Source organism: Streptomyces sp. NPDC057438 (genome assembly GCF_042802995.1).
Lineage (GTDB): Bacteria > Actinomycetota > Actinomycetes > Streptomycetales > Streptomycetaceae > Streptomyces.
This window is the reverse complement of sequence record NZ_JBHVDD010000025.1, coordinates 20,626-45,195: the sequence shown is the minus strand read 5'-3', so window position 1 is coordinate 45,195 and position 24,570 is coordinate 20,626. Positions and strand designations below refer to the sequence as shown.

Genomic DNA, 24,570 nt, shown 5'->3' with positions numbered 1-24,570 from the left:
CACGCGCGCCCACCTGCCCGGAGGGCGTCATGACCGACATCCCTGATCCCCCGAACTACCCGCCATACAGCTCCGGTCCGACCTGGACCGAGCCCGAGGTCCACATCCACTTCACCGCCGAGGAGCCCCAGGAGAGCCGCTGGGACTTCTCCTGGGTCCAGCCCGGCAAGAACCTCGGTGCCATCGCGTGCGCCTGGGTCCCGGCGAACATCTGGGCCGCCACCCTCAACGACGTCGAGCGCGAGCAGAGCGCGTCCGGCGCCTGGGTCGTGGGCGGTGCCCTGCTGGGTGTCGCGGTGATCCGCTTCGTCCAGCACCGGGGCTTCTTCAACCGGTTCCTCGTCTGGACGAGCGTGCTCGGCCTGGTCCTCGCGCTGGCCGTCTTCACGGTCGTCGTGGACGTCATGACGGGTGGTGGCCGGTGAACAGCGTCACGACCGCCACGGTCTCCCTGGGGGCCGTCACGATCGGCCTGAGCATCCTCGCCTGGCACCTCGCGAGGTGGTGGAAGACCGGGGGAGGCGTGAAGGCGGGGCCTCCCGGCGGTGGAGGCGGAGGAGGCCGGGACCCGAAGGTCCTGATCCCCTTCCTGGCCTCGGTGGCCCTGGGGATGCTCTGCGTCACGGCGGCCGGAGGTCTCCTCGGCACGGCCGCCACGATGCTCCTGGACGTCGGCAACACCCTGGGGAACTGGTCCCTGACGGCCGTCACGGGTACCGCGACGCCGGGCGTCACGAGGAGCGGCCACAAGTCCCTGACCCCCGGTGGGTGCGCGGCCCTGGTGATCTACATCGTGGTGCTCTGCGCCATCTGGAAGTCCAGCGGGAAGGTTTTCCACGGCAAGGTGACGAGCGGCGTCACGTGCGGCGTCATGCTCGGGCTGAGCGCGGGCTTCTCCGGAGTGGCCGCCGCTGCGGTCGTCAGCATCTTCAACGCCCTCGGCGACCGCGTCACGGGGGTCATGTGATGCGGGCCTTCGTCGACCGCGTGTACCGGGGGAGCAAGGCCGTCGCCTGGGGGATGGCCCGAGGGACCGTGGCGTGGTTCAGGGAGGGCTCCGGCCCGGTGGACTTCCTGATCCGCCTGGTCTTCCTCGGAGGCGGTCTGGCGCTCGTCTGGGGCCTCGTGCAGAGCGCCCCGGTGCTGATGTTCGGCCTCACCGGCTGGTGGATCGTCGCGGCGTTCCGGAAGGGGAAGCCCGAGGAGAAGTCCGCGGTGGCCTCTCCCCAGGAATCCTTGGTGGCCGGCTCCGAGGAGAAGCCCGAGGAGGACGACTCCCCCAAGGTCCTCACCACTCTCCGGGAGAAGGCCGACCCCCACGTCCACCTCGCCGTGGTGGCCAAGGCGCTGGGAACCGACACCGCCCACGTGCGGGAGGTCCTCTCCCGGGCCGGGATCCCCGTCTCCGACGTGCGGATGAAGGGCCGGGGCGTGAGCACGGGCGTGAAGGCCGCCGACATCCCCGTGAGCCTCTCTCCCAGCCCCTCCCCCGACGGCCCCGGACCTGTTGTTGGTCCTGGTCAGGCCAACAACAACGACACCGAGCTGACGGTGACCCGCCTCCCGAGCGGGGGCCAGATCATCTCGGTTCCCGACCCCGAAAACCCCGCCCGGACCCACGTCAGGGTCGTCGGGCCCATCGAGAGCTAGGAACCACATGGACTACGCAGCGATGTACCGCCAGGCGATGGCCGACGGTGCCACCGACTACGCCCAGACGATCGTCGTCTCCGCCTCCCAGGCGGCCCAGGCGGGCGCCATCACCCCCGAGGACGTCGCGGCCCTGGTCGCCGAGGTCAAGGCGCACGAGGGGGTGTGAGGCATGGAGTACTGCGGCAAGTGCGGCTGGTGGACCAAGCCCGGTTGCGGGCACTGAGGGCGAGGGGCACGGTATGGAAGACGAAGACCGGTACGCCGCCGAGGAGGCGGAGATCGAGCGGGAGCTGACCGAGGCCCAGTTCCTGGAGTTCAACGAGTACTGCGGGTTCCTGGCGAACTACGGCGTGAGGATCTGGGAGCTGGCCCGGCGGCACGACAACCCTGAGCTGGCCCACCGACACCTCATGAAGTACTCGGACGACTTCCTGGAGAGCTTCAACGAGGAGTAGGACCTGACGAGATCAGCCCCGCCACGCTCCGCCTCTCGGCAAGATGATCGCCATGCAGGCAGAGACGTTGGCGGGGCTGATGGGTCTCGCGGGTGCAGTGGTCGGTGCGGGGGTCTCCACGGGGGCCGTGATCTGGCAGCAGCGCAAAACCGCCCACGAGACCGAGCGGGCGCACCTGCTCGGTCTGTCGGAAGCGGCGGCCAACGAGGTGATCCAGTTGACCTACGCAATAGAGGATCACTTCGCGGAGGGGGTACCGGACACGATCATGTCCAGGACTCGCGAGCAGTGGCATGCCGATCTCCGGCTGATCCTCCGTGACTTGTCATCCCAGGCGCTGAGGTTCCCGGACGAGAAGGTCCGGCGGCTCGTGCAGTGGGGCCATGCCGAGATCCTCCGAGACCCCGAGGGCGTGGCTCAGGAGCAGGGGAACTTGCCCACTGCCCGGTACAGGGACATCTGCATTCACTTCCGGACGGTCATGGGGACGGTGATCCGCAGGCAGCCCTTCCCGGACGGCATATGGACCCAGTTCCCCGGCGCCTGGCCCCCGTCATGACGCCCGTCAGCGATGTGCGCTCCAGCGTTGTAGCGCGAGCCGGCCGCCGAGGTCTTGGCGGGATCAGTCCCGTGGGGTTGGTCCCGTCGGCATGATGACCGCCATGGAACCGGAGATAGTAGCCGCGCTGTGGGGCTTTGGGGGCACGATCGCGGGCTCTGCCGTGACGCTGGTGGCAACAGCCATGACCCTTAAACGCCAGGCCAAAGACGCCAAGCAGACCCGAACGGAAGATCGCGCCAAGGAAGTCGGAGAACGGGCCTTGGGGCACTTGTACGCCCTGCGGCGACACCTCACCGAATGCCGCGCGCCCAATGTGCCACAGGCAAACGAGCCTTGGCTGAAGATCTCTCGGCAACACATCGACGATGTATCCATGGCCATAAGACTCATGCCCGAGGCCCAGGAACTTCAGAAGCGGGTCGATGAGGTTCTAGAGCTGGGCGAGTACCGACTGGTGGCCTCGGAAGCCTCACGGCCCATGAAGGCGCAGAACCTCCAGTCGTACGTTGGCGAGGCCATCGACCTCGTGTCGGCTTTCATGACTGGGACCGCCCTCCCACGACCGTCACTCCAAGTCCGGAGTCACAAGCAGCAGCAACAGCGAGAAGTCTCCCAGCCGGGCTCTCCTGACATCGACGCGCCATGATGCCGGTCCTCGCCACAGAACCGAGGCCCGTGGCTAGGACTTGACGGGATCAGCCCCACGGGTTTGGTCCCGTCGGCATGATGGCCTGCATGGACTTGCTGAGGGATCTGTTGTCGAAGGAGTTCGTATCGGCCTTGCTGGGTGCCGTAGTTGGAGGGATCGCCACCTTCCTGGTGGCGATGTACCAGGCCAATAAGTCGCTGGAGGCTCTGCGGCACCAAGACGAGGCTGCTCGCAAACTCGCGCAGGAGGAGCGAGAGAAGGCCCATGCCCGGGAAGCCGGGCTGATCATCATGGATCTTCTGCTGGAACACCGCTCAGGGCTGAGGGCCAACTGGAGGGACCAGGACTGGCTGGAGGATCAGGAGGCCGTGATCGACCGCATCCGGTCGTACGCCCGCATTCTCCCTGATGGAGAGCACCGCACGCTTCTCCTGAAGGTTCTGGAGAACCTGAGCCGCAAGCGCCCCGTGAACTATCACCCCAGCACGTTCAAGGGCGATCAGGTATGGATGGCCAACGCGGCTCTCGTCGTGATCGGTTCGTACTTGAACAACAAGAAGGTGGAGACCAGCCCGAAGCTGGCGGAGATCCAGGGCGAATGGGACAAGGCCGACGAGGAGCACTACAACCAGATGATGGAGGCGATGCAGAACGATCCTCTGCCGGACGACTGGGAGGACGACTCGACCCCCGTCCCGGAGGGCCCGTCACCGTCCACCTGATGGCCGCCGGATCAGGTACTTGCGCGTTGCACTAGTGCAACGCATAATCGCGATCAGCAGGACCACTGTGTCCGCAAGCAGGCCCCGACTCCCCAGGAGGACGGGGCCATTTCGGGTTCTCGGGGAGGCCGTCATTGGAGGACGAGGTCTGGATGACGGTCAAGGAAGCGGCGCTCTTCACGGGCGTCAGCGTTCAGACGGTCTACTCCTGGATACGACGCGGACATCTGACGGTCGGCGGGCTCGACCACAGGAACCAGAAGCTCTTCCGTCACTTGGACGTCGCCAAGGCCGAGATGTCGACCCGGCCCAAGGCCGGACGCGTGCTCGTACCAGCCGCCTGACGCTCCGGGGAGAGCGTCAGGCGGCTGGCTCACTCAGCTCTCCTCGTCGGCCTCCTCCGGCGCCTGGGACCTCCTCAGGTCCCGGCGGTCACGAAGGAATCGGAAGACCTCGGCTCCGATCGCGAGGGTTGCGGCGGCTATGCCGAGGGCCGCGTTGAGCGTGTCCACTGCTGAAGGTCCCTTCTCCGGGACCTTGGGCCTCAAACAGGCGTGCCAAGATCCCGGCACGTCTGTACATGCCTGGATTTCCTTGGTCACGCCCGGCGAAGGAGCCCTTTAGCTCATTCCCCCTCATCGCATCAGGCAGTGGCGGGCCTCCGGCGCTCACGCCCCTCCTGGAGTCCCTGCAATGCAGGAGCTACCCGGCGGTCAATATCAACAATCCTTGGAGTCACGCCTCTTCCTGACGACCGTCAGCGCCCGACCAGTCACCCGTCATCCCGTGCGCGTGAGGGGGTGAGCCGGCCGTGTCCCACCCCCTCACCGAAGAGGACCTGGAGACCCTGCGTCAGCTCCACGCTGACGGGTTCGGGCGGAACGAGATCGCGCGTCAGCTCGGGTGCTCCCCCGCCACCGTGACCAACTGGGCCCAGCGCCTGGACCTCTCCTTCGACCGGACCTCTACGCGGGCCGCCGTTGACGCCCGTCAGATCGACCTGAAGGACCAGCGTCAGCAGGCTCAGCAGCGCCTCATGAACTTCTTCAACGAGCAGCTCGACCGCGTGGAGTCGCGGTACCTCCTGACAGGCTTTAAGGCCACCGGCGAGGTCGCGGCTCAGTGGCTCGACCTCCCTCCGGCCAAGGAGACCAAGGACCTCACCACGGCGGCCATGCAGGCCCTGAACGGGGCTCTGAAGCTCGCCCAGGTCGACGCCGGTGACGCGGGACGGGAGAACGCGCGAGGACTCCTCCAGAGCCTCAGCGACGCCATGGCGACCGCAGCCCGGGAGCTTGGGGGCGACGATGCCGACGAGTACGGCTCATAGCACCCAGTTCCTCCTGGAACACTTCAGCCCGAAGCAGATCCGCAGCATCCACGCGGCCAACCGAAGGATCAACCTCTGGGAGGGCGCGGTCTCCTCGGGCAAGACCATCGCCTCCCTGTGGGCCTGGCTGACGTTCGTGGAGAGCGCCTCCACGTCCGGCGAGCTGGTGATGATCGGCAAGACGAGGGACGCGGTGTACCGCAACGCTCTCCAGCCGCTCATGAACCCGGAGATCTTCGAGGACCTCGCTCTCCAGGTCGACTACAACCCGGGAGCCCCCACGGCCCGGATCTTCGGACGCCTGGTCCACGTGATCGGCGCGAACGACGTCAAGAGCGAGAACAAGATCCGGGGCATGACCTGTGTCGGCGCCTATGTCGACGAGGCCACGCTTCTCCCGGAGACCTTCTGGGACATGCTCCGGACCCGCATGCGGGCCCCCGGAGCCCGGATCTTCGCCACGACCAACCCCGACGCCCCGACGCACTGGCTCCGCGAGAAGTTCATCGACGCCCCCGAGATCCGGCGCTCGATGAAGGTCTTCTCCTTCGAGCTGGACGACAACATCCACCTCACGCCGGACTACGTCGAAGAGACGAAGCGGATGTACTCGGGCCTGTTCTACAGGCGGTTCATCCTCGGCGAGTGGTGTGCTGCAGAGGGCGCGGTCTTCGACATGTTCGACCGGTCCCGGCACGTCGTGGACATCCTGCCGCCGATCAGCAGGTGGCTGGCCCTCGGCATCGACTACGGCACCTCGAACCCGACTCACGCGGTCCTCCTGGGCTTCGGCCGAGACGGGTGTCTCTATGCGGCAGCCGACTGGAGATACGACGGCCGGAAGTCCCAGCGCCAGATCACTGACCTGGAGGCGTCTGAGCGCCTGCGGGAGTGGCTCGGCTCCGTGAGCCCTCCCGGCACACGCGAGCGCGGCATACAGCCGGACATCGTCGCTGTGGATCCCTCCGCGGCTTCCTTCCACGCCCAGCTCCGAGCGGATGGCATGAGCCCCCGGCCGGCTCACAACAAGGTCCTCAGCGGCATCCGCATCCTCATGGCGCTGTTCGCCGCCGACAAGCTCCGCATCCACAGCTCATGCAAGGAACTGCTGAGAGAGATCGACGGCTACGTCTGGGACCCCAAGGCCACTGAGCGCGGTGAGGATGCCCCGCTCAAGCAGAACGACCACGGCGTGGACGCCCTGCGCTACGCGGTGAAGACCACTCAGCACATCTGGCGACCCCAGATCAAGATCCCGCTCTCGCAGGGAGACCGCGAGGACGAACGAGCCGCGTAAGGGGGTCTGCGATGGCTACCGCATGGCCTCCTCCGGAACTCGCCGACGTCTTCGCCCAACAGGAGATCTGGAACGCCTGGTACGCCGGGACCCCCGAGGGCCTGACAGATGCGTACCTTAATGCGCCGAACGACAGGCCCACCGTACGCAGGAAGGGCTTCCTCGCCCGTCTGGGACGTTGGTTCTGGGGTCAGCCGACTCCCGTCGGGGAGCGGCCCTCCAAGCTCCACGTGCCACTCGCCGGGGCCATCGCGGCGACCAGCGCCAACCTGCTCTTCGGGTCCCCCCTGAAACTGACGGTGGACGACGAGGCGACCCAAGAGCGCCTAGACCAGCTCGCGGACGACACGACGTACGCGGCGCTCCGTGAGGCCGCTGAGATCTCGGCCGCTCTGGGCGGCGTGTACCTCCGAGTGGTCTGGGACCAGAGCATCCAGGACAAGCCCTGGCTGGTGGCGGCCTCCCCCGACATCGCGGTCCCCGAGTGGAAGTGGGGTCGGCTGAGTGCCGTCACGTTCTGGAACGTGATCCGCGAGGACGCCAATACCGTTGTGCGCCAGCTCGAACGGCACGAGCCGGGCTGGATCCGGCACTCCGTGTGGATCGGCTCGGCCACCGAGCTGGGCGTCCAGATGGCCCTGACGGACTTCCCCGAGACCGCTGGTCTCGCTGACCTGGTGATCGACGGGGACGGCATCCCGACCGGGACGCCGAAGCTCACCGCGCAGTACATCCCGAACCTCAAGCCCAACAAGCTCTGGAGGCACCTTCCCGCAGCCGCGAACCTCGGCCGATCGGACTTTTCCGGTGTCGAAGCGCTGATGGACGCGCTGGACGAGGCGTACAGCGACTGGATGCGCGACCTGCGCACCGGCAAAGCTCGGCTGCTGGTCGGCACGGAGGTGCTCGACAACCTCGGCAAGGGCCAGGGCGCGTACTTCGACATCGACCGTGAGCTGTTCGCTCCCCTCAACCTCGCGCCGGGTGAGGACAAGGGCTCGGTCATCGAGCAGGTCCAGTTCAACATCCGCACCGAGGAGCACCGCGCTCTCTGTGCCGACCTGGCCGAGCGGATCATCCTCGGTGCCGGGTACAGCCTCCAGACCTTCGGCGTCACGGGCGAGGGCAGCGGCAACCCGACGGCGACCGAGATCGCGGCTCGGGAGCGTCAGTCACTCACCACCCGGGCGAACAAGACCAGTTACTGGCGGCCGGCCTTGGCGCACCTCTTCGGCGTGCTGTTGGAAATCGACCGGGCCGTCTTCCGGACCTCGGTGATCCCGGTCGAACCGCATGTCGAGTTCCCGGACCTGGTCACGCCCGACCCGGGCGAGACGGCGGAGCAACTCGATCTGCTGAACCGTGCGGGTGCCATCTCCACCTTCGAGAAGGTTCGCCGTCTCAACCCCGACTGGCGCGAGGAGCAGGTCATCGAAGAGGTCACGCGGATCCGCGACGAGACCGCGCTCGCACCCGAGTCCGCTGTAGCCGCTGACCAGCCCGAGGTAACGCGATCGATCAAGGGCTCCAAGGCGTCCACACCCGTATGAGCGTGACCTCAATGCTGCTGTCGTCGGCATGATCTTGGAAGATGGAGTACTTCAGACCACAGCCACAGTGCTGGTCGCCTGAGTCGACGGCGTTGGCCTCCTCGCAGACCGGACACCAGATGATCACCGATCCGCATCGGTCACAAACCCCCGCCTGTGTCTCCGACTCGCTCCTGATCACTCGGTGGTTCCAGCCCACGGAGCTGCGGCAGCCACTGAGGCTGGGGCAGAAGACGTCCGAGAAGGTCTCGGGCGGGACGTGGCGCCCGTGTTGCAGGGTGATCAGCTGTATCGGCGGGTAGGCCACGGCCGCACGCTTCTCGGCTCCGGCGGAGAAGCCGACCGGGGAGAACAACACGCCCGCGACAGCACCGACGTCCTGCATCTTTCCGATGAACTCGTCGACGAAGCGGACCTCCAGCTTCTTCTTCTGGTGATCTTTGGCCTCGCCGATGACCATTCCGTCCGCTCGGTATCCGCACACGTCGATCTGGCGACTCAGGCCACTCTTCCCGCGAACCGCGACGTTGTGCTTGACGCGGTCGATGTCCAGATAGACCGCCATCCAGGCGGAGGCGTAGATCTCCAGGACCTTGCCGGTGGCGTCCTGCTTCTCGACGGTTTCTGTCGTCACAGCAGATGACGCTATCGGCCCCCTCTGACATCAACGGGCCGGTGTGCCCGCTGAGCCCGCATGGGCACCCCCACCCGACAAGGGAGAGCACGACCATGACGACCCCCGCAGAGCCCGGCACGGGCGCGGAGAGCACGACCACCCCGGAGGGTACGACGCCTCCCGAGGGCACGCCCCCGCCCGAGTCCGGCACGGACGACAAGGGCACCAACAGCGGCGAGACCAACTGGCAGGCCGAGGCCGAGAAGTGGAAGGCCCAGGCCCGCAAGCACGAGGACCGCTCGAAGACCACGAACTCCGAACTCCAGCGGCAGGCCGACCTGCTCGCCAAGCTCGCCCAGAAGGCGGGCATCGAGCTGGACGACGGCAAGGCGGACCCCGAGAAACTCGCCCAACAGCTCAGCGCGAGTCAGGACAAGGCCCGCCAGAGCGCCGTGGAACTGGCCGTGTACCGAGCGGCCGGGAAGCACAGCGCCGATGCGGACGCCCTCTTGGACAGCCGGGGCTTCCTGAAGCAAGTCGACGGCCTGGACCCGGACTCCGACGACTTCGCCACGAAGGTCGGCGACGCGATCAAGGCGGCTGTCGAGTCGAACCCGAAGCTCAAGACCGCCTCCGCCCCTCCCGCTCGCAGCGGGACGGAGATGTCCGGGCGCGGCGAAGGAGCCCGCAAGCCCACCAGTCTCGCCGACGCCGTGGCAGCACGGATGCGCGGCAACTGATCAAAGGAAGAACCCATGCCCGTCACCCTGAATGAGGCGAAGAACAACGCCACGGACGACATCGACGTCCAGGTCATCGACGAGTTCCGGAAGGAGAGCGCCGTCCTGGACGCGCTCACCTTCGACGACGTCGTGAACCCTGCCGGTGGCGGCGCGACCCTGACGTACGGCTACCGCCGACTCGTCACTCAGCCCACCGCGGCCTTCCGTGCGCTCAACACGGAGTACACGCCGAGCGACGTCCAGACCCAGCGGTACAGCGTGGACCTGGCCGTCCTCGGTGGCAGCTTCGAGGTGGACCGGGTCATCGCCAAGATCGGTCCGGCCGCGTCCGGTGCCGTGGCGCTGAACATGTCCCAGAAGATCAAGGCGACCAAGACCCGCTTCCAGGACGCCGTCATCAACGGCGATGTTGCGGACGGTACGGACGCGGACGCCGCCAACGGCTTCGACGGCCTCAACAAGGCCCTCTCGGGTTCCAGCACGGAGTTCCGGCCCACCGAGGTCACCGACTGGTCCGACTTCGACACCAATCCGGCCTCAGCTCAGGTCGCCCTGGACACGCTCGACGAGTGGCTGTCGCTGCTCGACGGCACGCCGACCATGGTCCTGGGCAACACCAAGGCTCTGGCCCGCGTGCGTGCCCTGGCCCGTCGAGCCGGCGTATACACCCGGAACCCGGTGGACGGGCTGATGGGGCCCGGTGGCCGTCCGATCGTCCGCGAGTCGTACGGCGACATCGTGTTCGTCGACCCAGGCGACAAGGCGGGCACCTCGTCTCCGATCATCCCGATCGAGACCCGGGACCCCGACAGCTCGACCTGGACCCTGGAGGTCACCGGCTCCCCCACCGGCGGTACGTACACCGTGAGCGTGACCATCGCCGGGAACACCCAGACGACTTCGGGCATCGCGTACAACGCCTCGGCCTCCACGGTGCAGTCGGCCATCATCGGGCTGTCCAACGTCGGTTCGGGCAACGCTACGGTCTCCGGCACGTCCGTGAAGACGCTGACCTTCACCGGCGACCTGGCGGATACCCCGGCGACCGTCACCGCGTCGGGCGCGGGGCTCACCGGCGGTACCTCGCCGGGCATCACGGTCACCCAGACCGGAGACAGCGCGGTGTCGGGCCTGACCGACCTGTACGCGGTCCGAATGGGCCTGGACGGCTTCCACGGCGTCACCACCATCGGCGGCCAGATCGTTTCCACCTACCTCCCCGACTTCACCACCGCCGGTGCCGTGAAGAAGGGCGAGGTCGAAATGGGACCGATCGCCGTCGTCCTCAAGGCCACCAAGGCTGCGGCCGTCTTCCGCAACATCAAGGTTCAGTAGCGGCACCGGTCGCACCAAGGAGGAACACCACCATGGCGCGTACCGCGCTCACCGCCCAGAAGTTCGCCACCACTGGCCTCGCCCCGACCTACGTGACACCCGACGCCGCCGGAGTCTCCCTCCGGAGCAGCGGCAAGCAGGTGCTCCACGTCAAGAACGGGTCGGGCTCCTCGATCACGGTCACGCTGAAGATCGGCAAGACCGTCGAGGGCCAGGCCGTCACCAGCCCCACCGCCACGGTGGGCGCGGGGGCGGACAAGTTCTTCGGGCCGTTCAACGACAACTACGAGCAGCCGGACGGCACGGACACCGTGTTCGTCGACCTGTCGGCCGTCACGAGCGTCACGGTCGCCTGCCTGACGCTCTGAGCCGGAGGAGGCGTCATGGCGTACGCCACCGTCCAGGAGTTCACCGACTACCTGGATCCGGACCCCGTACCGGCCAATGCGACCCGGCTGCTGACCAAGGCATCCAGGCGGCTCGACAGGCTCCTGATCGGGGCCGTGTACGAGACGGACGACAACGGCCTCCCCACAGACCCCGATCTGATCGAGGTCTTCCGGGAGGCCGTCTGCATCCAGGCGCAGTACATCAACTCCCTGGGCGACGAGACGGGGGCCATGGCCAACGTCTCCCAGATGGAGCTGGGCAGCCAGAAGATCGTCCGGGCCATCTCGGTCGTCGGCAGCGGCACTCCCCGGGTCGCCCCGGACCTGCTCGACCTGCTCCAGACCAAGGGCCTGTGGCCGGTGTACCCGTACACCTGGGGGTGAGCCGTGCTGCTCCTCCCCACGCACACGGTCACCGTGCTGACGAAGCCGGAGCCCACGAGGGACCGGCAGAACAACCGGATCACCGACTGGTCAACGGCCACCAGGACCTCGTACAAGGGCCGCACAGAGCCCGTGAGCTCCTCGGAGACGGTCCAGCAGGGCGATCAGGTCATCACGTTCCTGACGTGCTTCCTGCCCCCGTCAGCGGCCGTCACGGAGTACGACCGGGCCGAGGTCGACGGCGTCACGTACGAGGTCGACGGCAAGCCCGAGGTCCAGACCGGTTACGGCCCCCTGGCTGTCCTCGCGTACAAGCGGGTCACGCTCAAGGAGATGACCGGCTGATGGGCGCCTTCAAGCCCAACAACGCGGCCATCGCCTCCCTGGTCCACGAGGACTTCGTCCACGCCGACCTGCACGAGCGGGCCGACCGGGTGGTGGCCGTCGCCCAGGGCAACGCACCCGTGGAAAGCGGCCATTACCGCGACTCCATCCATGCCGAGGACGGCCCGGACGGCTCCGTCCTGATCGTCTCGGACGTCGAGTACGCGGCGGTGATCGAACTCGGCACGCGGGATGCAGACCATCCCGCTCACCACACCATCGCCAACGCACTCGATGCAGCAAGGGGCTGATCATGGCCAAGCTCAAGCTCGCCTTCGCCTATCAGGGCCACCAGCCCGGCGACGTCGTGGACGTGCCGGACGAGGAGGTCAAGGACCTCGTACGGGCCGGGATCGGGCACCTGGAGGGCGCTGAGCCGGTACTCCGGTTCGGGAGGCTCCCCGAGGTCTCCGAGCCCGTCCAGAGCGCTCCTGAGCCCGCCAAGCGCACGCGCAAGGCCGAGGCGCCGGAGACCCCGGCCGAGTAGGAGGCCGCGGTGACCCCGCCCCTGACCGCCCTGGTCTTCCCAGATGTCGAGGAGATGGTCGTCAACCAGATCCTGGACGTCCTCTCCTACGAGGCCGCCACCGTGCGGCCCGAGGGGGACGCCTTCACGGAGTCGCTCCCCTTCGTCCAGGTCGCCCGTATCGGCGGTACCCGGGTCACGGCGACCCTGGAGGGCCGCCGACTGCACGACGACGCGCGCATCTCGCTCGACGTGTACGCCGCCTCCCGCGTGGAGGCCACCGACGCGATGGCGCAGGTCCGGGCCGCCGTCGAGCAGATGCAGGGCACCTCCCGGAACAGCGGCTACGTGCTGCGCACCTGGGAGGAGATCGGGCCGGCTGTCCGGCCTGAGGAGCCCAACTCGAACGTCACGCGCATCGGCTACACGGCCGGGCTGCGCGTTCGACCTGCCTGACCCGCGATCCGCCTGGGCCTCTCCAGGCTCCATTCCAAGCCCGTCCGGAGGGGCCGTCATGCCCGTCTTCGTACCGGCGTCAACTCCACCAGGAGGATCAATGGCTGACGACACTCAGGTGAGGGTCGGCGTCAAGGGCACGTTCGTCGTAGCTCCCGTCGGCACCACCGCCCCCACCGACCCGTACTCCGCCTGGGGTGCTGGTTGGGTCGACCTCGGGTACGTGACCGAGGATGGTCTGACCGAGTCCCTCAACGAGAACATCCAGGACTTCAAGGCGTGGGGGTACAACAGCCCGGTCCGGAAGCAGGTGACCGAGCGTGCGACGACGTTCAAGATCACCTTCATGGAGACCAGCTACCTCACGCTGGCTCTGTACTACGGCGTGGACGCGGCGGACATGACCTCGTCGGGCACCGGCTCCACCCAGTTCCTCGCATTCGAGGAGCCGCAGTCGAACGAGCCGATGTACTACGCGCTCGGCATGGACGTCATCGACAACGACAAGCCCGCCCGGATCATCGTCGCCCGTGCCGAGGTCACCGCGAAGGGCGACCGGACGTACAAGTCCGACACGAACCAGGCGTTCGACCTGACCTTCTCGTCCCTGACCGCCCCGAGCGGCGGCAGCTCGATCACCCGCCAGTACGGCCTGGTCTCCCTGCCGTCCTGACCTGCAGTGGTTCACCGCCTACGCGGTGAATTCCACACCCATAGCCACTGGCCGGAGAGTCCTTCGCGGGTCTGCTCTCCGGCCAGTGCATTGACCCGCGAAGATCCGCGAGAACCGGAGCACGACCATGAGCAAGCCGAACCGCAAGCGCCTCCACCTGGAGACCCTCCGCGCCCAGCGCCTGGAGGCCCAGGGCGTCAAGGAACTGGAAGTCGACTTGGGCGACGAGAAGTTCGTCTTCCCCATGGCCCCCTGGTGGCCGATGACAGTCGTCAAGAAGATCCGCGCCCTGAAGGACGAGGACGCCACCACGATCCTCGCGCTGATCTCGAACCAGGAGCAGGTGGACCGCCTCCTGGAGCTGGGCCTCACCCTGGGTGACTTCCAGGACATCATGGAGGCGATCAACGAGGACGCGGGCGTGGGGCCGGGGGAATCGAGCAGCTCCTCCAACTGATCGAGGAGCACCCCTCCGAGCTACGGGCCGACATCGCCCGCTACTTCCCTGGGCGCTCCCTCAATGAGTTCCACCGCCTACGGGTGACCAAGCGCGGCAGGGTGCGGGGCTCCATGTCGTGGCTGGAGCTGTGGGAGTTCGTCTTGGCACTGCCGAGCGACTCGATGACGCGCTCAACCATGGCCGGTGACCGCACCCTTCGGCGGTGGACTGATCGCGACTATCTGATGGCCGCCCTCATCGAACGTCAGCAGGACGCCATCCAGCTTCTCTTCAACATCCATTCGGAGAAGAAGATCACGGAGCTGTATCCGCCGGTGAATCGACCGGATCTGCGGACTCCCGAGCAGCTCGCCGAGGACGAGGCCCGCAAGGCCCGTCAGGCAGTCGCCAAGCGGCGGTACTTCGAGGCAACGCGCCCCGGGGCTCCCCAGGACACCGAGCACGCCCGGCGCCTTGCTCAGGCCCGGGAAGAGCACCTCCGGCTCATGGCCCAGGCGGCCGAGGAGTCCACAACTGAATAGGGGGCGCGATGTCCACCAACGTCGGATCCGTCGTTGCGTCGATCGTCCCCGACGTCTCGGACTTCGCCTCCCGAGCAGACGCGGCGCTGACCCCCTCGGTCGAGCGGCTGGGCCAGAACCTGGGACGCACCCTGTCCCGGTCAGTCACCCGGTCGCTCGACTTCTCGGGGATCGACAACGCGCTCCGTCGCTCCCTGGACGTCGCCGAGGCGTCCGCCGTCTCCAAGGGCCGCCAGATCGGCAGGCGTTACGGGCAGGCCATGCGAGCCGGCCTGGACTCCGAGCTGCGCGGCCTCCAGGAGACCCTGGACGTCACCGTCCGCCCCGTCATCGACCGGTCCGCCCATCGGGCCGTGATGACCGATCTGGACGTCCTCACGAGGACGCGGACGGTCGTCATCAACGCCGACGTCGACACCCGTGCGGGAGCCGACGATCTGGCCCTCCTGACCCGGCCCCGCTCGGTCACGGTCAACGCCAACGCGGACACCGCAGCGGCAGCGGCTCAGCTCGCTCTGCTGGCCCGGGACCGCAGGGCAACGATCAACGCGAACGTCAACAGTTCCCAGGTTGCGCGGGCTTCCTCCGTGATCTCGCGTATCACGGGCATCGCCTCCTCGGCTGGTGGAGCTGTCGGGGGCCTGGCCTCCAAGGTCGCGCTCCTTGGCTCGGCCGCGCCCCTCGTGGGTTCCCTGGTCAGCGTCGTCGCGGCCATCGCTCCGGCGGCGGCCCTGGCTCTCCCGGCGGTCGCCGCTCTCGGCTCGGCCGTCGGGGCCATCAAGCTCGGCACGTCCGGCCTGAGCGAAGCCTTCAAGGAGACCTTCGACACGGCGTCCTCGGGCGCATCTGGAGCCGCTTCGGCGGCCCGGCAGGTCGAGCAGGCCCAGCGACGTCTGGCAGACGCTCAGCGAGGCGTTGGTGACGCCCAGAGGCAGGCAGCCGAGCAGGTCGCCCAGGCTCAGCAGACTGTTGCCGATGCCCAGCGGGACCTGACCGCCGCTCAGAAGGACGCCCGGCAGGCCCAGCAGGACCTGACCCAGGCGTACGAGGACGGCCGCCGGGCGCTTCAGGACCTCAACCTCCAGCTCGCGGGCTCCAAGCTCGACGAGAAGGAGGCGATCCTCCGGGTCAAGGAGGCCCAGGAGGAGCTGGACAAGGTCCTCGCCAACCCCAAGGCGAGCGAGCTGGACCGCGAGGAGGCCAAGCTCCGTCTCGACCAGGCCAAGCAGGGCCTGAAGGAACAGCAGGTCGAGACCAAGCGGCTCGAAGAGGACACCAAGAAGGCCAATAAGGCCGGTGTCGAGGGCACGGACCAGGTCCGGTCCGCTCGCGAGCGCCTCGCCCAAGCGGACCAGAACGTCGCCGACAAGCGGCGCGCGGTCGCGGATGCAGAATCCGCGGTGGCCAAGGCCCAGGCCGACGGAGCCCGTCAGGTCGCCGACGCCCAGGGTGCGGTGGCCGACGCCTCCCGGTCCCTTGCGGACGCTCAGGCAGCCTCTGCGGCCCAGACGGCCAAGCTCTCGGAGAACTTCTCCAAGCTCAGCCCGAACGCCCAGGGGTTCGTCAACGCGGTCAAGGGCCTGAAGCCCGCCTGGGACGCCATGCAGCTCGGCGTCCAGGACCGTCTGTTCGCAGGGATAGGCGGCCGGCTCACGGACGTGGGCACGCGGGTCATCCCGATCCTCCGGGGTGGCCTGGAGGGCGCGGCAGGCGTCCTGAACCGGATGGGCAAGGGCGCCCTGGACGCGGTGAACAACCTGGCCAAGGCCGGGATGCTCAAGAAGATCCTGGACGGGGCCACCCAGTCGCTCAAGCCGCTGGAGAAAGCCCCGAACCAGATCGTCACGGCCTTCGGCCAGATCGCCGTGGCGGCTCAGCCCGCGTTCCAGAGGGTCACCGAGGGCCTCGGTGGCGCCATCACGAAGGTCACCGACAAGCTCGGAGCGGCCTTCGAGTCCGGCGCCATGGAGAAGGCCATCGACCAGGCGGTCAGCCTGCTCGGCGACCTGATGGACGTCGGCCAGAACGTCTTCTCGATCCTCAGCAACATCTTCATGGCCGGGGCCGACTCCGGCGGCGGGACCATCCAGGTCCTCAAGGAGATCACCGGGGCCATCGCGGAGATCACCTCCAGCCCGGAGGTACAGGGCGGGCTTCAGGCGCTGTTCTCGGTGATGGGGACGCTGACCAAGACGGTGGCTCCCCTGCTCGGGACGGCCCTGAAGTTCGTCGGCCAGATTTTCGAGCAGCTCGGTCCTCCGATCGAGATGATCGTCACGGCTCTGGGCGACGCCCTGAAGCCCGTGATCGACGCCCTCGGCCCGATCCTCGTGGTCGTCGCCCAGGTTCTCGGCCAGGTCCTGGAGGCGGTCGCTCCCCTGATCCCCGTGATCGGGGACCTGATCGCTCTGGCGCTGGAGCCGCTGAAGCCCATAGTCCAGGTGGTCGGGCGGCTGATCGAGGCGATAGCCCCGGTCGTGGTCATCCTGGCCGAAGCGCTGAGCAAGATCCTCACGCCGATCCTGGAGATCGTCGGCGACATCCTGGTGGAGATCGCCGAGACGGCAGCGGCTCAGTTCCTCACGATCTTGGAGCAGTTGCTCCCGGTCATCCCGGAGCTGATCCCGCCACTGGTCAGCGTCGGCAAGTCACTCGGTGACCTGCTGCTCGCCATCGCTCCGCTGCTCCCGCAGCTCCTGTTGCTGGGCACTCAGCTCGTCACGATGCTGCTCCCGGCGATCCTGCCGCTGCTCCCGCCGATCCTCCAGCTCGTCGACCTCCTGGTGAAGTTGGCCGTCTGGGTGATCAAGGAGACGGTCCTCCCGGCCATCCAGGGCCTGATCGACTTCATCAAGGACATGGGGCGCAAGCTCCAGCCCTTCATCGACACGGTCAAGCACGTCACCGAGTGGATCGCCGAGAAGTTCCAGTGGCTCTACGACAAGCTCGTTGGCCACTCGATCATCCCGGACCTGATCAAGAAGATCCGGGACTGGTTCGACACCGGCAAGCGGTGGATCAAGGACATCTGGGACGCTGTCTGGCGCAACACCATCGGCCGCGCCACCGACGCGGCCAAGACGGTGGGCGACAAGGTGGCCGGGTTCGCCCGGGGCATCAGCAACAAGTTCGGCGACGCCAAGAAGTGGGCGAAGCAGAAGTGGGATGACCTGTGGTCCGGGGTCGCCGGGACCACGACCTCCATCTGCAAGACGGTCGAGGGCCGGGTCTCCGACTTCAAGGACGCCATCGTCGGCTTCTTCAAGAAGGCGGTCGAGGGCGTCAAGACGGCCTGGGAGAAGCTGCGGGGCATCGCCAAGGCGCCGGTGAAGTTCCTGGTGGAGACCGTTTTTAATAACGGCCTCCGCAAGGTCTGGAACAACACGGCGGCCAAGCTCCCGGGCATCGGCACGATCAGCGAGATGAAGCTCCCCAAGGGCTTCGCGAGCGGCGGCATCCTGCCGGGCTACACACCTGGCCGCGACGTCCACCGCTTCTACTCGCCGACCGGCGGTCTGCTCGACCTCTCGGGTGGCGAGGCCATCATGCGGCCCGAGGTCACCACAGCTGTCGGCCGAGGGGGCATCAACGCCCTCAATGCTGCGGCTCGTACGGGTGGCGTGCAGGGCGTTCAGGCGCTGCTCAACCAGGGACTCTCTCACCGGGCGTTCTGGGGCGGCGGCATCTGGGACGACCTGACGAACAACCCCGTCACGAACGCGGTGAAGGGCGTCGTCGGCAAGGGCGTCGACCTCTTGGAGAAGGGTGCCGACTGGGCCCGGGGCGGCGTGGCCGAACTGGCCGAGAAGGCGCTCAAGACCCTGCTCGGGGTCAAGTCCCTGACGGTCGACACCAAGAAGCAGGTCTGGTCCAGGTTGGTCGGCAACATCCCGGTGGTGCTGGCTGACAAGATCGTCGACTTCATCCGGGGCAAGGAGGCGGAGGTCGGGGGCGGAGGCTCCTGGATCAAGCCCGTCAACGCGCCCTACGGAACGAAGTTCGGGGCCAAGGGATCCATGTGGTCCTCCGGACGCCACACGGGTCTGGACTTCCCGGCAGCCATCGGCACGGCGATCAAGGCCGTGGCCGCTGGTCGGGTCTCCTCCGTGGGCCGCTCGGGCCCGTACGGCAACCACCTCACTGTGGACCACGGCGGCGGCCTCACGTCGCTGTACGCCCACATGAGCGAGATCGTGGCCAAGCTCAAGGACACGGTCGCGGCCGGATCACTCATCGGCCGTGTGGGAGCGACCGGCAACGTCACCGGCCCGCACCTCCACCTGGAGGCCCGGGTCAACGGCAAGCCGGTGGACCCCATGCCGTACCTCACCGGTGGCGGCAGCTCGCTGAACACGCCCGGATCGGGTGTCCAGCGGTGGGCCGGAGTGGTCCGTCAGGCCCTGGGCCTGGTCGACCAGCCCTCCTCCCTGACTCAGACGACCTTGCGCCGGATGAACCAGGAGAGCGGCGGCAATCCGAGGGCCGTCAACAAGTGGGACAGCAACTGGCGCGCGGGACACCCGAGCGTCGGACTGATGCAGGTCATCGGACCCACGTTCCGGGCCTACGCCGGGCGGTTCAAGAACAAGGGACCGTTCCTGTACGGGACCTCGATCGACCCGCTCGCCAACGTGTACTCGTCGATGCGGTACGCCCTCGCGGCGTACGGGTCGCTCTCCCGGGCGTACAACCGGCCGGGCGGGTACGCCAAGGGCGGCTCCCCCCGCCTGGGCGAGTGGGCCTGGGTCGGCGAGGAGGGCCCGGAGCTGGTCCGCTTCAAGCGGCCGGCTCAGGTCTATCCGCATCAGGAGTCGATGCGGATCTCCCAGCAGATGGCGGGCTCGGCTCAGAGTCTCCCGAGCCCTGCGGCCCGTGACGAGCGGGTCCGGGATCTCCACCTGCACACCACCACGACGGAGAAGCCGACCAAGCAGGCGTTCCTGGATGCCGTGCGCGACTACAACGCGCTCTACGGCGCCCAGATCGCCATGTGATCAGGACCCGGAGGGGCATACATGCCGATCTTCGTACGCCCCTCCGGGAACCTCCCGGGCGGCATCAACCCGCCACCGATCGACCCGCTGGAGGTGCCCAGCCTGTCCTGGACGGACGCCCAGGGACGCACGACGTTCCTGTCCGACTGGGAGAACGGCTGGCTCCTCCAGCCGGGCATCCGGGGCCTGGATCTGCCCGGGTACGACTTCTATACGGACGCCTCACCGCAGATCGACGGCAACGCTCTGCGGGGGCTCCGGGCACAGGCCCGGGAGGTCTTCCTCCCGGTCGCCTTCTTCGACACCAGCCGCGCGGGCTTCATGACCCGCAAGCGGTCCTTCTACGGCACGCTCAACCCCCGCCTGGGGCTGGGCACTCTGACCCTGACCGAGGCGGACGGATCGTTCCGCACGATCGAGGCGTACTACGTCTCGGGGGCCGAGGGCTCCACCGGCGAGAACGAAGCGGGCCTCCACTGGCAAGTCGTGGGGCTGACGTTCTCGTGCCCCAGCCCGTACTGGCTCGGGGAGTCGGTGCACCAGGAGTTCGGCGCGGGGGCGAGCGGGGACTTCTTCCCGGTGCTGCCCCTGGTGGTTCGGGACTCCCAGGTCCTCGGGGACACCGTGATCAACAACCCCGGGGATGCCAGGAGCTTCCCGGTCTTCACGATCCACGGACCCATGACGTCGGCGGTCATCTCGAACGTCACGACGGGCCTGAGCTTCTCTGTGACGGCCTCTCTCAGCTCCTCCGACGTCCTGGTCATCGACACCCGCGAACGCGTCCAGACGGCCGTCCTGAACGGCTCAACGAACTGGTGGCCCAACCTCGCTACGGACTCGGACCTGTGGGGCCTGGAGCCCGGAGAGAACGAAGTCTCCCTGGCCCTCGTCGGTACCGACGACGACACGGTGGTCCAGCTCGACTACCAGCCCCGCTTCCTGACCGCGTAGGGGGTGGCGATGGCCTTCGAGCAGCCGGACATCACCGTCCAAGTCCGCGACGACAACCTGGACATCATCGGGGTGGTCGACGACTTCACCTCCCTCACGGTGACGCCGCGCTTCAACGCGGTGGGGGCCTTCGTCCTGAGCATCTCCGCCGACTCTCCGAAGGCTCCCCTGCTCGTCCCGGGCAACGGCCTGGTGATCCGTAGAGGGTCGACGGTCCTGATGTCGGGCCCGATCCGGGAGCCGAACTGGGACTCCGGCGACGGCGGCAAGGGCACGCTCACGATCAACGGGGTCGACGACATGACCCTCCTGGCCGGTACGACGTGCTGGCCCAACCCAGCGTCCGCAGCGGGCTCTCAGACGGATCCGGTCTACAAGATCTCTGGGGTCGTGGCCGAGACGGCCATGCGGACCCTGGTGAACCTGAACATCGGGCCCGGCGCCCACTCGGCCCGGAAGATCTCGTACCTGACGCTGGCCACAGACGGCGGCCACGGGGCGGCCGTCACCAAGCAGGTCAACCAGTTCGACAACCTCCTGACGACCCTCCAGGACATCGCCAATACGGCGGGGCTGGGCTTCCGGATCGTCCAGGTCAGCGGCAACCTCCAGTTCCAGGTCTACGAGCCGGCCGACCTGACGGACACCGCGAAGTTCTCCTTCAAGCTCGGCAATCTCACGGACGCCTCGTACTCGGTGACCGCCCCGACCTGCACCAAGGCCGTCGTCGTGGTCGGCGGCGAGTCGAGCGCCCGCGTTGTGACCGTGGTGACCCAGGCGGACCCCAACTTCCCGGGCCCGTGGATCGAGCAGTTCGTGGACAAGACCGATGTCGACTCCACGGCCGTGGATGCGGCGAGCCAGGTAACCCAGGCCGCCCAGGAGGCACTGACCTCCGGGGCCGCTCAGTACAACCTGACGATGACCCCCATCGACACGCCGCTCCTCCAGTTCGGCAGGGACTACACGGTGGGCGACAAGGTCACATGCCAGGTGAACTACGACTTCCTCACCGAGGTGGTCCGCGAGGTCACGATCACCTTCGACTCGCAGGGCGGATACGTCGCCAAGGCCACCGTCGGCACGCCGGACGCCACGGACAACAGGAACCCCTTCGCGCGGCAGTTCGCGTACGTCCGATGGATCTTCACCCGGCTCAGGCGCGTCGAGACGCGCAGGCAGTCCTAGCGCAGAGAGGCCGACATGACCCAGAGCAGCTTTCCGTTCGGCTCCTCGCCCATCAGCACGGAGGACCAGTGGTCCAGCTACATGCGGATAGCCCAGGTGGACGGCGTCTTCGCGACGAGCGAGACCGGTACGGACCTGAAGATCACCGCCTCGAACGCGTCCACCGTCTCGCTCGCGGCGGGTGAGGCGTGGATACAGGGCACGTATTACAAGAACGACGCAGCCCTGAACGTCAGCGTCCCCACCAACTCCGGTGGCGGCTCGGCCCGGAACGACCTGATCGTCCTGCGGCGCGACCCCTCGGCGGACTCCACGACGGTGCAGTACAAGACGGGCGGCACGAGCTTCCCGTCCCTGACGCAGACCCTCAACGGCACGTGGGAGATCCCCATCGCGCGGGTCACGGTGGCCGCTGGAGCGTCTGTCGTGCCCCCGGCGGGAGTCACGGACGTCCGCTGGTTCGTAGGCCGTCCTGCGGTCTTCGGGAGCGCCGCGTATCGCCGTCCGCCGGTGCGGGGGCAGCTCCACATCGACAGTGGCACGACCGTCTACCTCGGTGACGGGACGAACTGGAACTTCCTCGGCGTCGCCGAGGCTCCCGCCGCGAGGACCTACACGCCGGTGTGGGACGCGGGCGGCACGGTCATCAATTGGGGCTCCGGGTCCACGAACATCGGCCGGTACAAGCGGCTCGCGGGCAACGTCTACTGGGTCAAGATCCAGCTCCAGCCGACGGGGAACCCTGCCGGGATCGACTCTCCTCTCCGCGTGACGCTGCCCTTCAACGTGCAGGGCTCCACGCGCGAGCTGTTCAACGTGTCCTTCACCCAGGACTCCGGCAACGACAGCGGACTGTCCTTCGTCGGTACCGGCATCACGTACCCGACCGAGGCGCCCAACAAGATCACCCGCATCCGGGTCCCGATGTCCAGCACGGCCAGCGGCACGCCGTCATACGGCCAGGTCAACAGCGCGAACATCGAGAACAACAGCCCGTTCAACATCCGCAGCGGCGACATCCTCACCATCACCGGCGTGATCGAAGCGGCCTGACCCCACACTCAGAACGAAGGAGGGGCCATGGCCCGTCACCTCTTCGGCCTCTCCCCGGCGGACGTCACCCTGTCGCAGTCGGGTACGTCGCTGGTCCTGGAGCCGGGCTCGGTCGGTACGGCCTGGGACGCCCTCACCGGCGGAACCCAGATCACCGACCTGACCGACCTGTCCGGGACCCCGATCACCGAGGTCACCTCAGACACGTACTCGATCATCGGGTTCTACGGGCCCGACGGAGTGACGTCGCTGTACCTGGACTTCGGCTTCGACGGTGGCCGCACTCTCATGCAGGCCAACGACCTCGGGGCCTCGATCACGGACCTCCAGGCCAACAAGGTCGACGTCTCGGGCGACACCGTCACCGGTCTGCTCGCCATGAACGGCGGGGCGACGGCATCGGTCCTGGACGTCTCCGGCCGGCTCACCACTTACGGGTTCCTCACCCCGGCGCTCGCGCCCAAGGGCCGTCCGATCCCCCGGCGGTACGCCTCCTACGCGGAGAGCTTCCAGACGGGGCATGGCTACAGCGCGACCGGCACGGGCGTGACCTCGAACCTCAACGACACCACGAACTTCGTCGTGGGGACCCAGAGCGCCCAGATCACCACCGGCGGGACCGGAGCCCAGTCGAACATCCGGAAGACCAGCATCGGCACCACGCTGGACCTCACCGGCAAGGCGATCCGCCTGACCTTCCGCGTCGCGGACGTCACCAAGCTGAGCCAGCTCGTCTTCTACCTGGGCTCGTCGGGCTTCGGGAGCTACTTCAACTGGCAGTTCCACGGCCACTCCGCCGTGAACCCGAACCTCGTCCAGTCCGGCGAGTGGGTCACGATCACCCTGCACTGGGCGGACGTCTCCGTGGCCTCGGGGTCCTACTCGATCAGCTCCGGCGGCGTGCCGAGCACCAAGAGCGGCTTCACGGACGTCCAGTTCACGGCGTACGACAACTCGACCGGCGCGGTCACGGTGAATCTCCAGTCGATCGAGGTGGTCCCGGACGGCTCCGAGACCTTCCCCACCGGCGTCGTCTCGATCACCTTCGACGACTCGTACGTGGAGCAGTACTCCCTGGCCAGGCCGAAGATGGACGCCCTGGGCTTCCGGGGAACCGCGTACACGATCGCCCAGGCCATCGGGTCGAACAACTCCGTGTACATGGACCTCGGCCAGCTCCGCTCGTTGCAGAACTTCAGCGGATGGGAGATCGCCGGGCACGCGTACTCCACGACGAACCACGGCATGACCAACGGGTTCGCCGACCTCGCCTCGGCACAGGTCAACGAGGACTTCACCCGGCTCAAGCTGTGGCTCGGGTCGAACGGCTTCCACTCGGACAACTACGCGTATCCGAAGGGCCACTTCGACAACACCACGGACGGCGTCCCGGTGGACCAGATCGCCGCGCAGTACTGGAAGACCTCTCGGACGATCATCAGCGAGACCAAGGAGATCTACCCTCCCGCCATGCCCCAGCGCGTCCGGGCCAAGACGGGGATCTCCTCGGCCGGAACCACGGTGGCGAGCGTGACGGCCGCCGGAGGAATGCTGGACCGCTGTGCCGCCTCCGGTGACTGGCTGATCATCTGCCTCCACAAGCTCACCACCGGCACGGTCACGGCCTCCGACCAGATCTCTCAGACCGACTTCAACACGCTAATGGATGCCATCGCATCGCGGGGCATTCCGGTGCGCCCGATCAACGAAGTCATCAGCTACTACACCTGATCGGA

General features: G+C 67.4%; 30 protein-coding genes. 28 read left to right on the top strand and 2 right to left on the bottom strand.

The window, feature by feature from the left end:
• The first annotated feature begins 29 nt into the window (after positions 1-29).
• The 9 genes from ACFU5F_RS16505 (at position 30) to ACFU5F_RS16465 (ending at position 4,385) form a co-directional block, all read left to right on the top strand.
• Complete coding sequence (locus ACFU5F_RS16505; protein WP_383887403.1) at positions 30-425, top strand: hypothetical protein; 396 nt, start codon at positions 30-32, stop codon at positions 423-425.
• Positions 422-967 carry a hypothetical protein gene (locus ACFU5F_RS16500; RefSeq protein WP_383887401.1) on the top strand — a complete coding sequence of 182 codons (546 nt, stop codon included), beginning with the start codon at positions 422-424 and terminating at the stop codon, positions 965-967. The genes ACFU5F_RS16505 and ACFU5F_RS16500 overlap by 4 nt, the downstream gene beginning before the upstream one ends.
• Positions 967-1,650: a hypothetical protein gene (locus ACFU5F_RS16495; protein WP_383887399.1), complete on the top strand. Its 684-nt coding sequence runs from the start codon at positions 967-969 to the stop codon at positions 1,648-1,650. Before ACFU5F_RS16500 ends, ACFU5F_RS16495 begins: the two co-directional genes overlap by 1 nt.
• A 7-nt stretch (positions 1,651-1,657) precedes the next feature.
• Positions 1,658-1,819, top strand: coding sequence for a hypothetical protein (locus tag ACFU5F_RS16490; RefSeq protein ID WP_383887397.1), 162 nt, complete (start codon positions 1,658-1,660; stop codon positions 1,817-1,819).
• Positions 1,820-1,892: 73 nt separating this feature from the next.
• A complete protein-coding gene (locus ACFU5F_RS16485) occupies positions 1,893-2,108 on the top strand; it encodes a hypothetical protein (RefSeq protein WP_383887395.1) in 216 nt (71 codons plus the stop codon).
• A gap of 52 nt (positions 2,109-2,160) precedes the next feature.
• On the top strand, positions 2,161-2,667 hold the full coding sequence (locus tag ACFU5F_RS16480) for a hypothetical protein (RefSeq protein ID WP_383887393.1): 507 nt from the start codon (positions 2,161-2,163) through the stop codon (positions 2,665-2,667).
• Between the two features lie 103 nt (positions 2,668-2,770).
• Positions 2,771-3,316: a hypothetical protein gene (locus ACFU5F_RS16475; protein ID WP_383887391.1), complete on the top strand. Its 546-nt coding sequence runs from the start codon at positions 2,771-2,773 to the stop codon at positions 3,314-3,316.
• 89 nt (positions 3,317-3,405) lie between these two features.
• Positions 3,406-4,041 (top strand): hypothetical protein, encoded by a 636-nt coding sequence (locus ACFU5F_RS16470; protein ID WP_383887389.1) that lies wholly within the window; start codon positions 3,406-3,408, stop codon positions 4,039-4,041.
• A 152-nt stretch (positions 4,042-4,193) separates the two neighbouring features.
• Positions 4,194-4,385 (top strand): helix-turn-helix domain-containing protein, encoded by a 192-nt coding sequence (locus tag ACFU5F_RS16465; RefSeq protein ID WP_383887387.1) that lies wholly within the window; start codon positions 4,194-4,196, stop codon positions 4,383-4,385.
• A 33-nt stretch (positions 4,386-4,418) separates the two neighbouring features.
• Here ACFU5F_RS16465 and ACFU5F_RS16460 read toward each other — a convergent pair whose 3' ends face one another.
• Positions 4,419-4,553 (bottom strand): hypothetical protein, encoded by a 135-nt coding sequence (locus ACFU5F_RS16460; RefSeq protein WP_383887385.1) that lies wholly within the window; start codon positions 4,551-4,553, stop codon positions 4,419-4,421.
• Between the two features lie 299 nt (positions 4,554-4,852).
• Between ACFU5F_RS16460 and ACFU5F_RS16455 the strand changes: the two genes are divergently transcribed.
• From ACFU5F_RS16455 to ACFU5F_RS16445, 3 genes are read left to right on the top strand one after another with little or no spacing between them, the layout of a single operon-like run.
• Positions 4,853-5,371, top strand: a complete 519-nt coding sequence (locus ACFU5F_RS16455; RefSeq protein WP_383887383.1) for a helix-turn-helix domain-containing protein — start codon at positions 4,853-4,855, stop codon at positions 5,369-5,371.
• Positions 5,349-6,668 carry a PBSX family phage terminase large subunit gene (locus tag ACFU5F_RS16450; protein WP_383887381.1) on the top strand — a complete coding sequence of 440 codons (1,320 nt, stop codon included), beginning with the start codon at positions 5,349-5,351 and terminating at the stop codon, positions 6,666-6,668. Before ACFU5F_RS16455 ends, ACFU5F_RS16450 begins: the two co-directional genes overlap by 23 nt.
• Before the next feature lie 11 nt (positions 6,669-6,679).
• A complete protein-coding gene (locus tag ACFU5F_RS16445; protein ID WP_383887379.1) occupies positions 6,680-8,218 on the top strand; it encodes a phage portal protein in 1,539 nt (512 codons plus the stop codon).
• Here ACFU5F_RS16445 and ACFU5F_RS16440 read toward each other — a convergent pair.
• On the bottom strand, positions 8,187-8,852 hold the full coding sequence (locus ACFU5F_RS16440) for a hypothetical protein (protein WP_383887377.1): 666 nt from the start codon (positions 8,850-8,852) through the stop codon (positions 8,187-8,189). The two genes, ACFU5F_RS16445 and ACFU5F_RS16440, sit on opposite strands and share 32 nt — an antisense overlap.
• Positions 8,853-8,947: 95 nt before the next feature.
• On the opposite strand from ACFU5F_RS16440, the gene ACFU5F_RS16435 reads away from it, so the two are divergent.
• From ACFU5F_RS16435 to ACFU5F_RS16360, 16 genes are all read left to right on the top strand, one after another.
• Positions 8,948-9,574 carry a hypothetical protein gene (locus ACFU5F_RS16435; protein ID WP_383887375.1) on the top strand — a complete coding sequence of 209 codons (627 nt, stop codon included), beginning with the start codon at positions 8,948-8,950 and terminating at the stop codon, positions 9,572-9,574.
• 15 nt (positions 9,575-9,589) lie between these two features.
• Positions 9,590-10,912 (top strand): major capsid protein, encoded by a 1,323-nt coding sequence (locus ACFU5F_RS16430; RefSeq protein WP_383887373.1) that lies wholly within the window; start codon positions 9,590-9,592, stop codon positions 10,910-10,912.
• A 32-nt stretch (positions 10,913-10,944) separates the two neighbouring features.
• Positions 10,945-11,280, top strand: coding sequence for a hypothetical protein (locus tag ACFU5F_RS16425; RefSeq protein ID WP_383887371.1), 336 nt, complete (start codon positions 10,945-10,947; stop codon positions 11,278-11,280).
• A gap of 15 nt (positions 11,281-11,295) precedes the next feature.
• Complete coding sequence (locus ACFU5F_RS16420) at positions 11,296-11,685, top strand: hypothetical protein (protein ID WP_383887369.1); 390 nt, start codon at positions 11,296-11,298, stop codon at positions 11,683-11,685.
• 3 nt (positions 11,686-11,688) lie between these two features.
• Complete coding sequence (locus ACFU5F_RS16415) at positions 11,689-12,030, top strand: hypothetical protein (protein ID WP_383887367.1); 342 nt, start codon at positions 11,689-11,691, stop codon at positions 12,028-12,030.
• Positions 12,030-12,320: an HK97 gp10 family phage protein gene (locus tag ACFU5F_RS16410; RefSeq protein WP_383887365.1), complete on the top strand. Its 291-nt coding sequence runs from the start codon at positions 12,030-12,032 to the stop codon at positions 12,318-12,320. Before ACFU5F_RS16415 ends, ACFU5F_RS16410 begins: the two co-directional genes overlap by 1 nt.
• Before the next feature lie 2 nt (positions 12,321-12,322).
• Entirely contained in the window at positions 12,323-12,556 is a 234-nt protein-coding gene (locus ACFU5F_RS16405; protein ID WP_383887363.1) for a hypothetical protein, read from the top strand.
• A 9-nt stretch (positions 12,557-12,565) separates the two neighbouring features.
• A complete protein-coding gene (locus tag ACFU5F_RS16400) occupies positions 12,566-12,991 on the top strand; it encodes a hypothetical protein (protein WP_383887361.1) in 426 nt (141 codons plus the stop codon).
• Between the two features lie 100 nt (positions 12,992-13,091).
• Entirely contained in the window at positions 13,092-13,664 is a 573-nt protein-coding gene (locus tag ACFU5F_RS16395) for a phage tail protein (protein WP_383887359.1), read from the top strand.
• Positions 13,665-13,791: 127 nt separating this feature from the next.
• Positions 13,792-14,121: a hypothetical protein gene (locus ACFU5F_RS16390; protein WP_383887357.1), complete on the top strand. Its 330-nt coding sequence runs from the start codon at positions 13,792-13,794 to the stop codon at positions 14,119-14,121.
• A 113-nt stretch (positions 14,122-14,234) separates the two neighbouring features.
• The gene (locus ACFU5F_RS16385) at positions 14,235-14,645 is read left to right on the top strand and encodes a hypothetical protein (RefSeq protein WP_383887355.1); all 411 of its coding nucleotides are present in this window, start codon (positions 14,235-14,237) and stop codon (positions 14,643-14,645) included.
• 8 nt (positions 14,646-14,653) lie between these two features.
• Positions 14,654-19,639 (top strand): peptidoglycan DD-metalloendopeptidase family protein, encoded by a 4,986-nt coding sequence (locus ACFU5F_RS16380; RefSeq protein WP_383887353.1) that lies wholly within the window; start codon positions 14,654-14,656, stop codon positions 19,637-19,639.
• Positions 19,640-19,660: 21 nt separating this feature from the next.
• Positions 19,661-20,593: a phage distal tail protein gene (locus ACFU5F_RS16375; RefSeq protein ID WP_383887351.1), complete on the top strand. Its 933-nt coding sequence runs from the start codon at positions 19,661-19,663 to the stop codon at positions 20,591-20,593.
• A gap of 9 nt (positions 20,594-20,602) precedes the next feature.
• Positions 20,603-21,781 (top strand): siphovirus ReqiPepy6 Gp37-like family protein, encoded by a 1,179-nt coding sequence (locus tag ACFU5F_RS16370; protein ID WP_383887349.1) that lies wholly within the window; start codon positions 20,603-20,605, stop codon positions 21,779-21,781.
• Between the two features lie 15 nt (positions 21,782-21,796).
• Positions 21,797-22,834 carry a hypothetical protein gene (locus ACFU5F_RS16365; RefSeq protein WP_383887347.1) on the top strand — a complete coding sequence of 346 codons (1,038 nt, stop codon included), beginning with the start codon at positions 21,797-21,799 and terminating at the stop codon, positions 22,832-22,834.
• Positions 22,835-22,861: 27 nt separating this feature from the next.
• Positions 22,862-24,565 carry a polysaccharide deacetylase family protein gene (locus ACFU5F_RS16360; protein WP_383887345.1) on the top strand — a complete coding sequence of 568 codons (1,704 nt, stop codon included), beginning with the start codon at positions 22,862-22,864 and terminating at the stop codon, positions 24,563-24,565.
• The last annotated feature ends 5 nt before the right edge of the window (positions 24,566-24,570 follow it).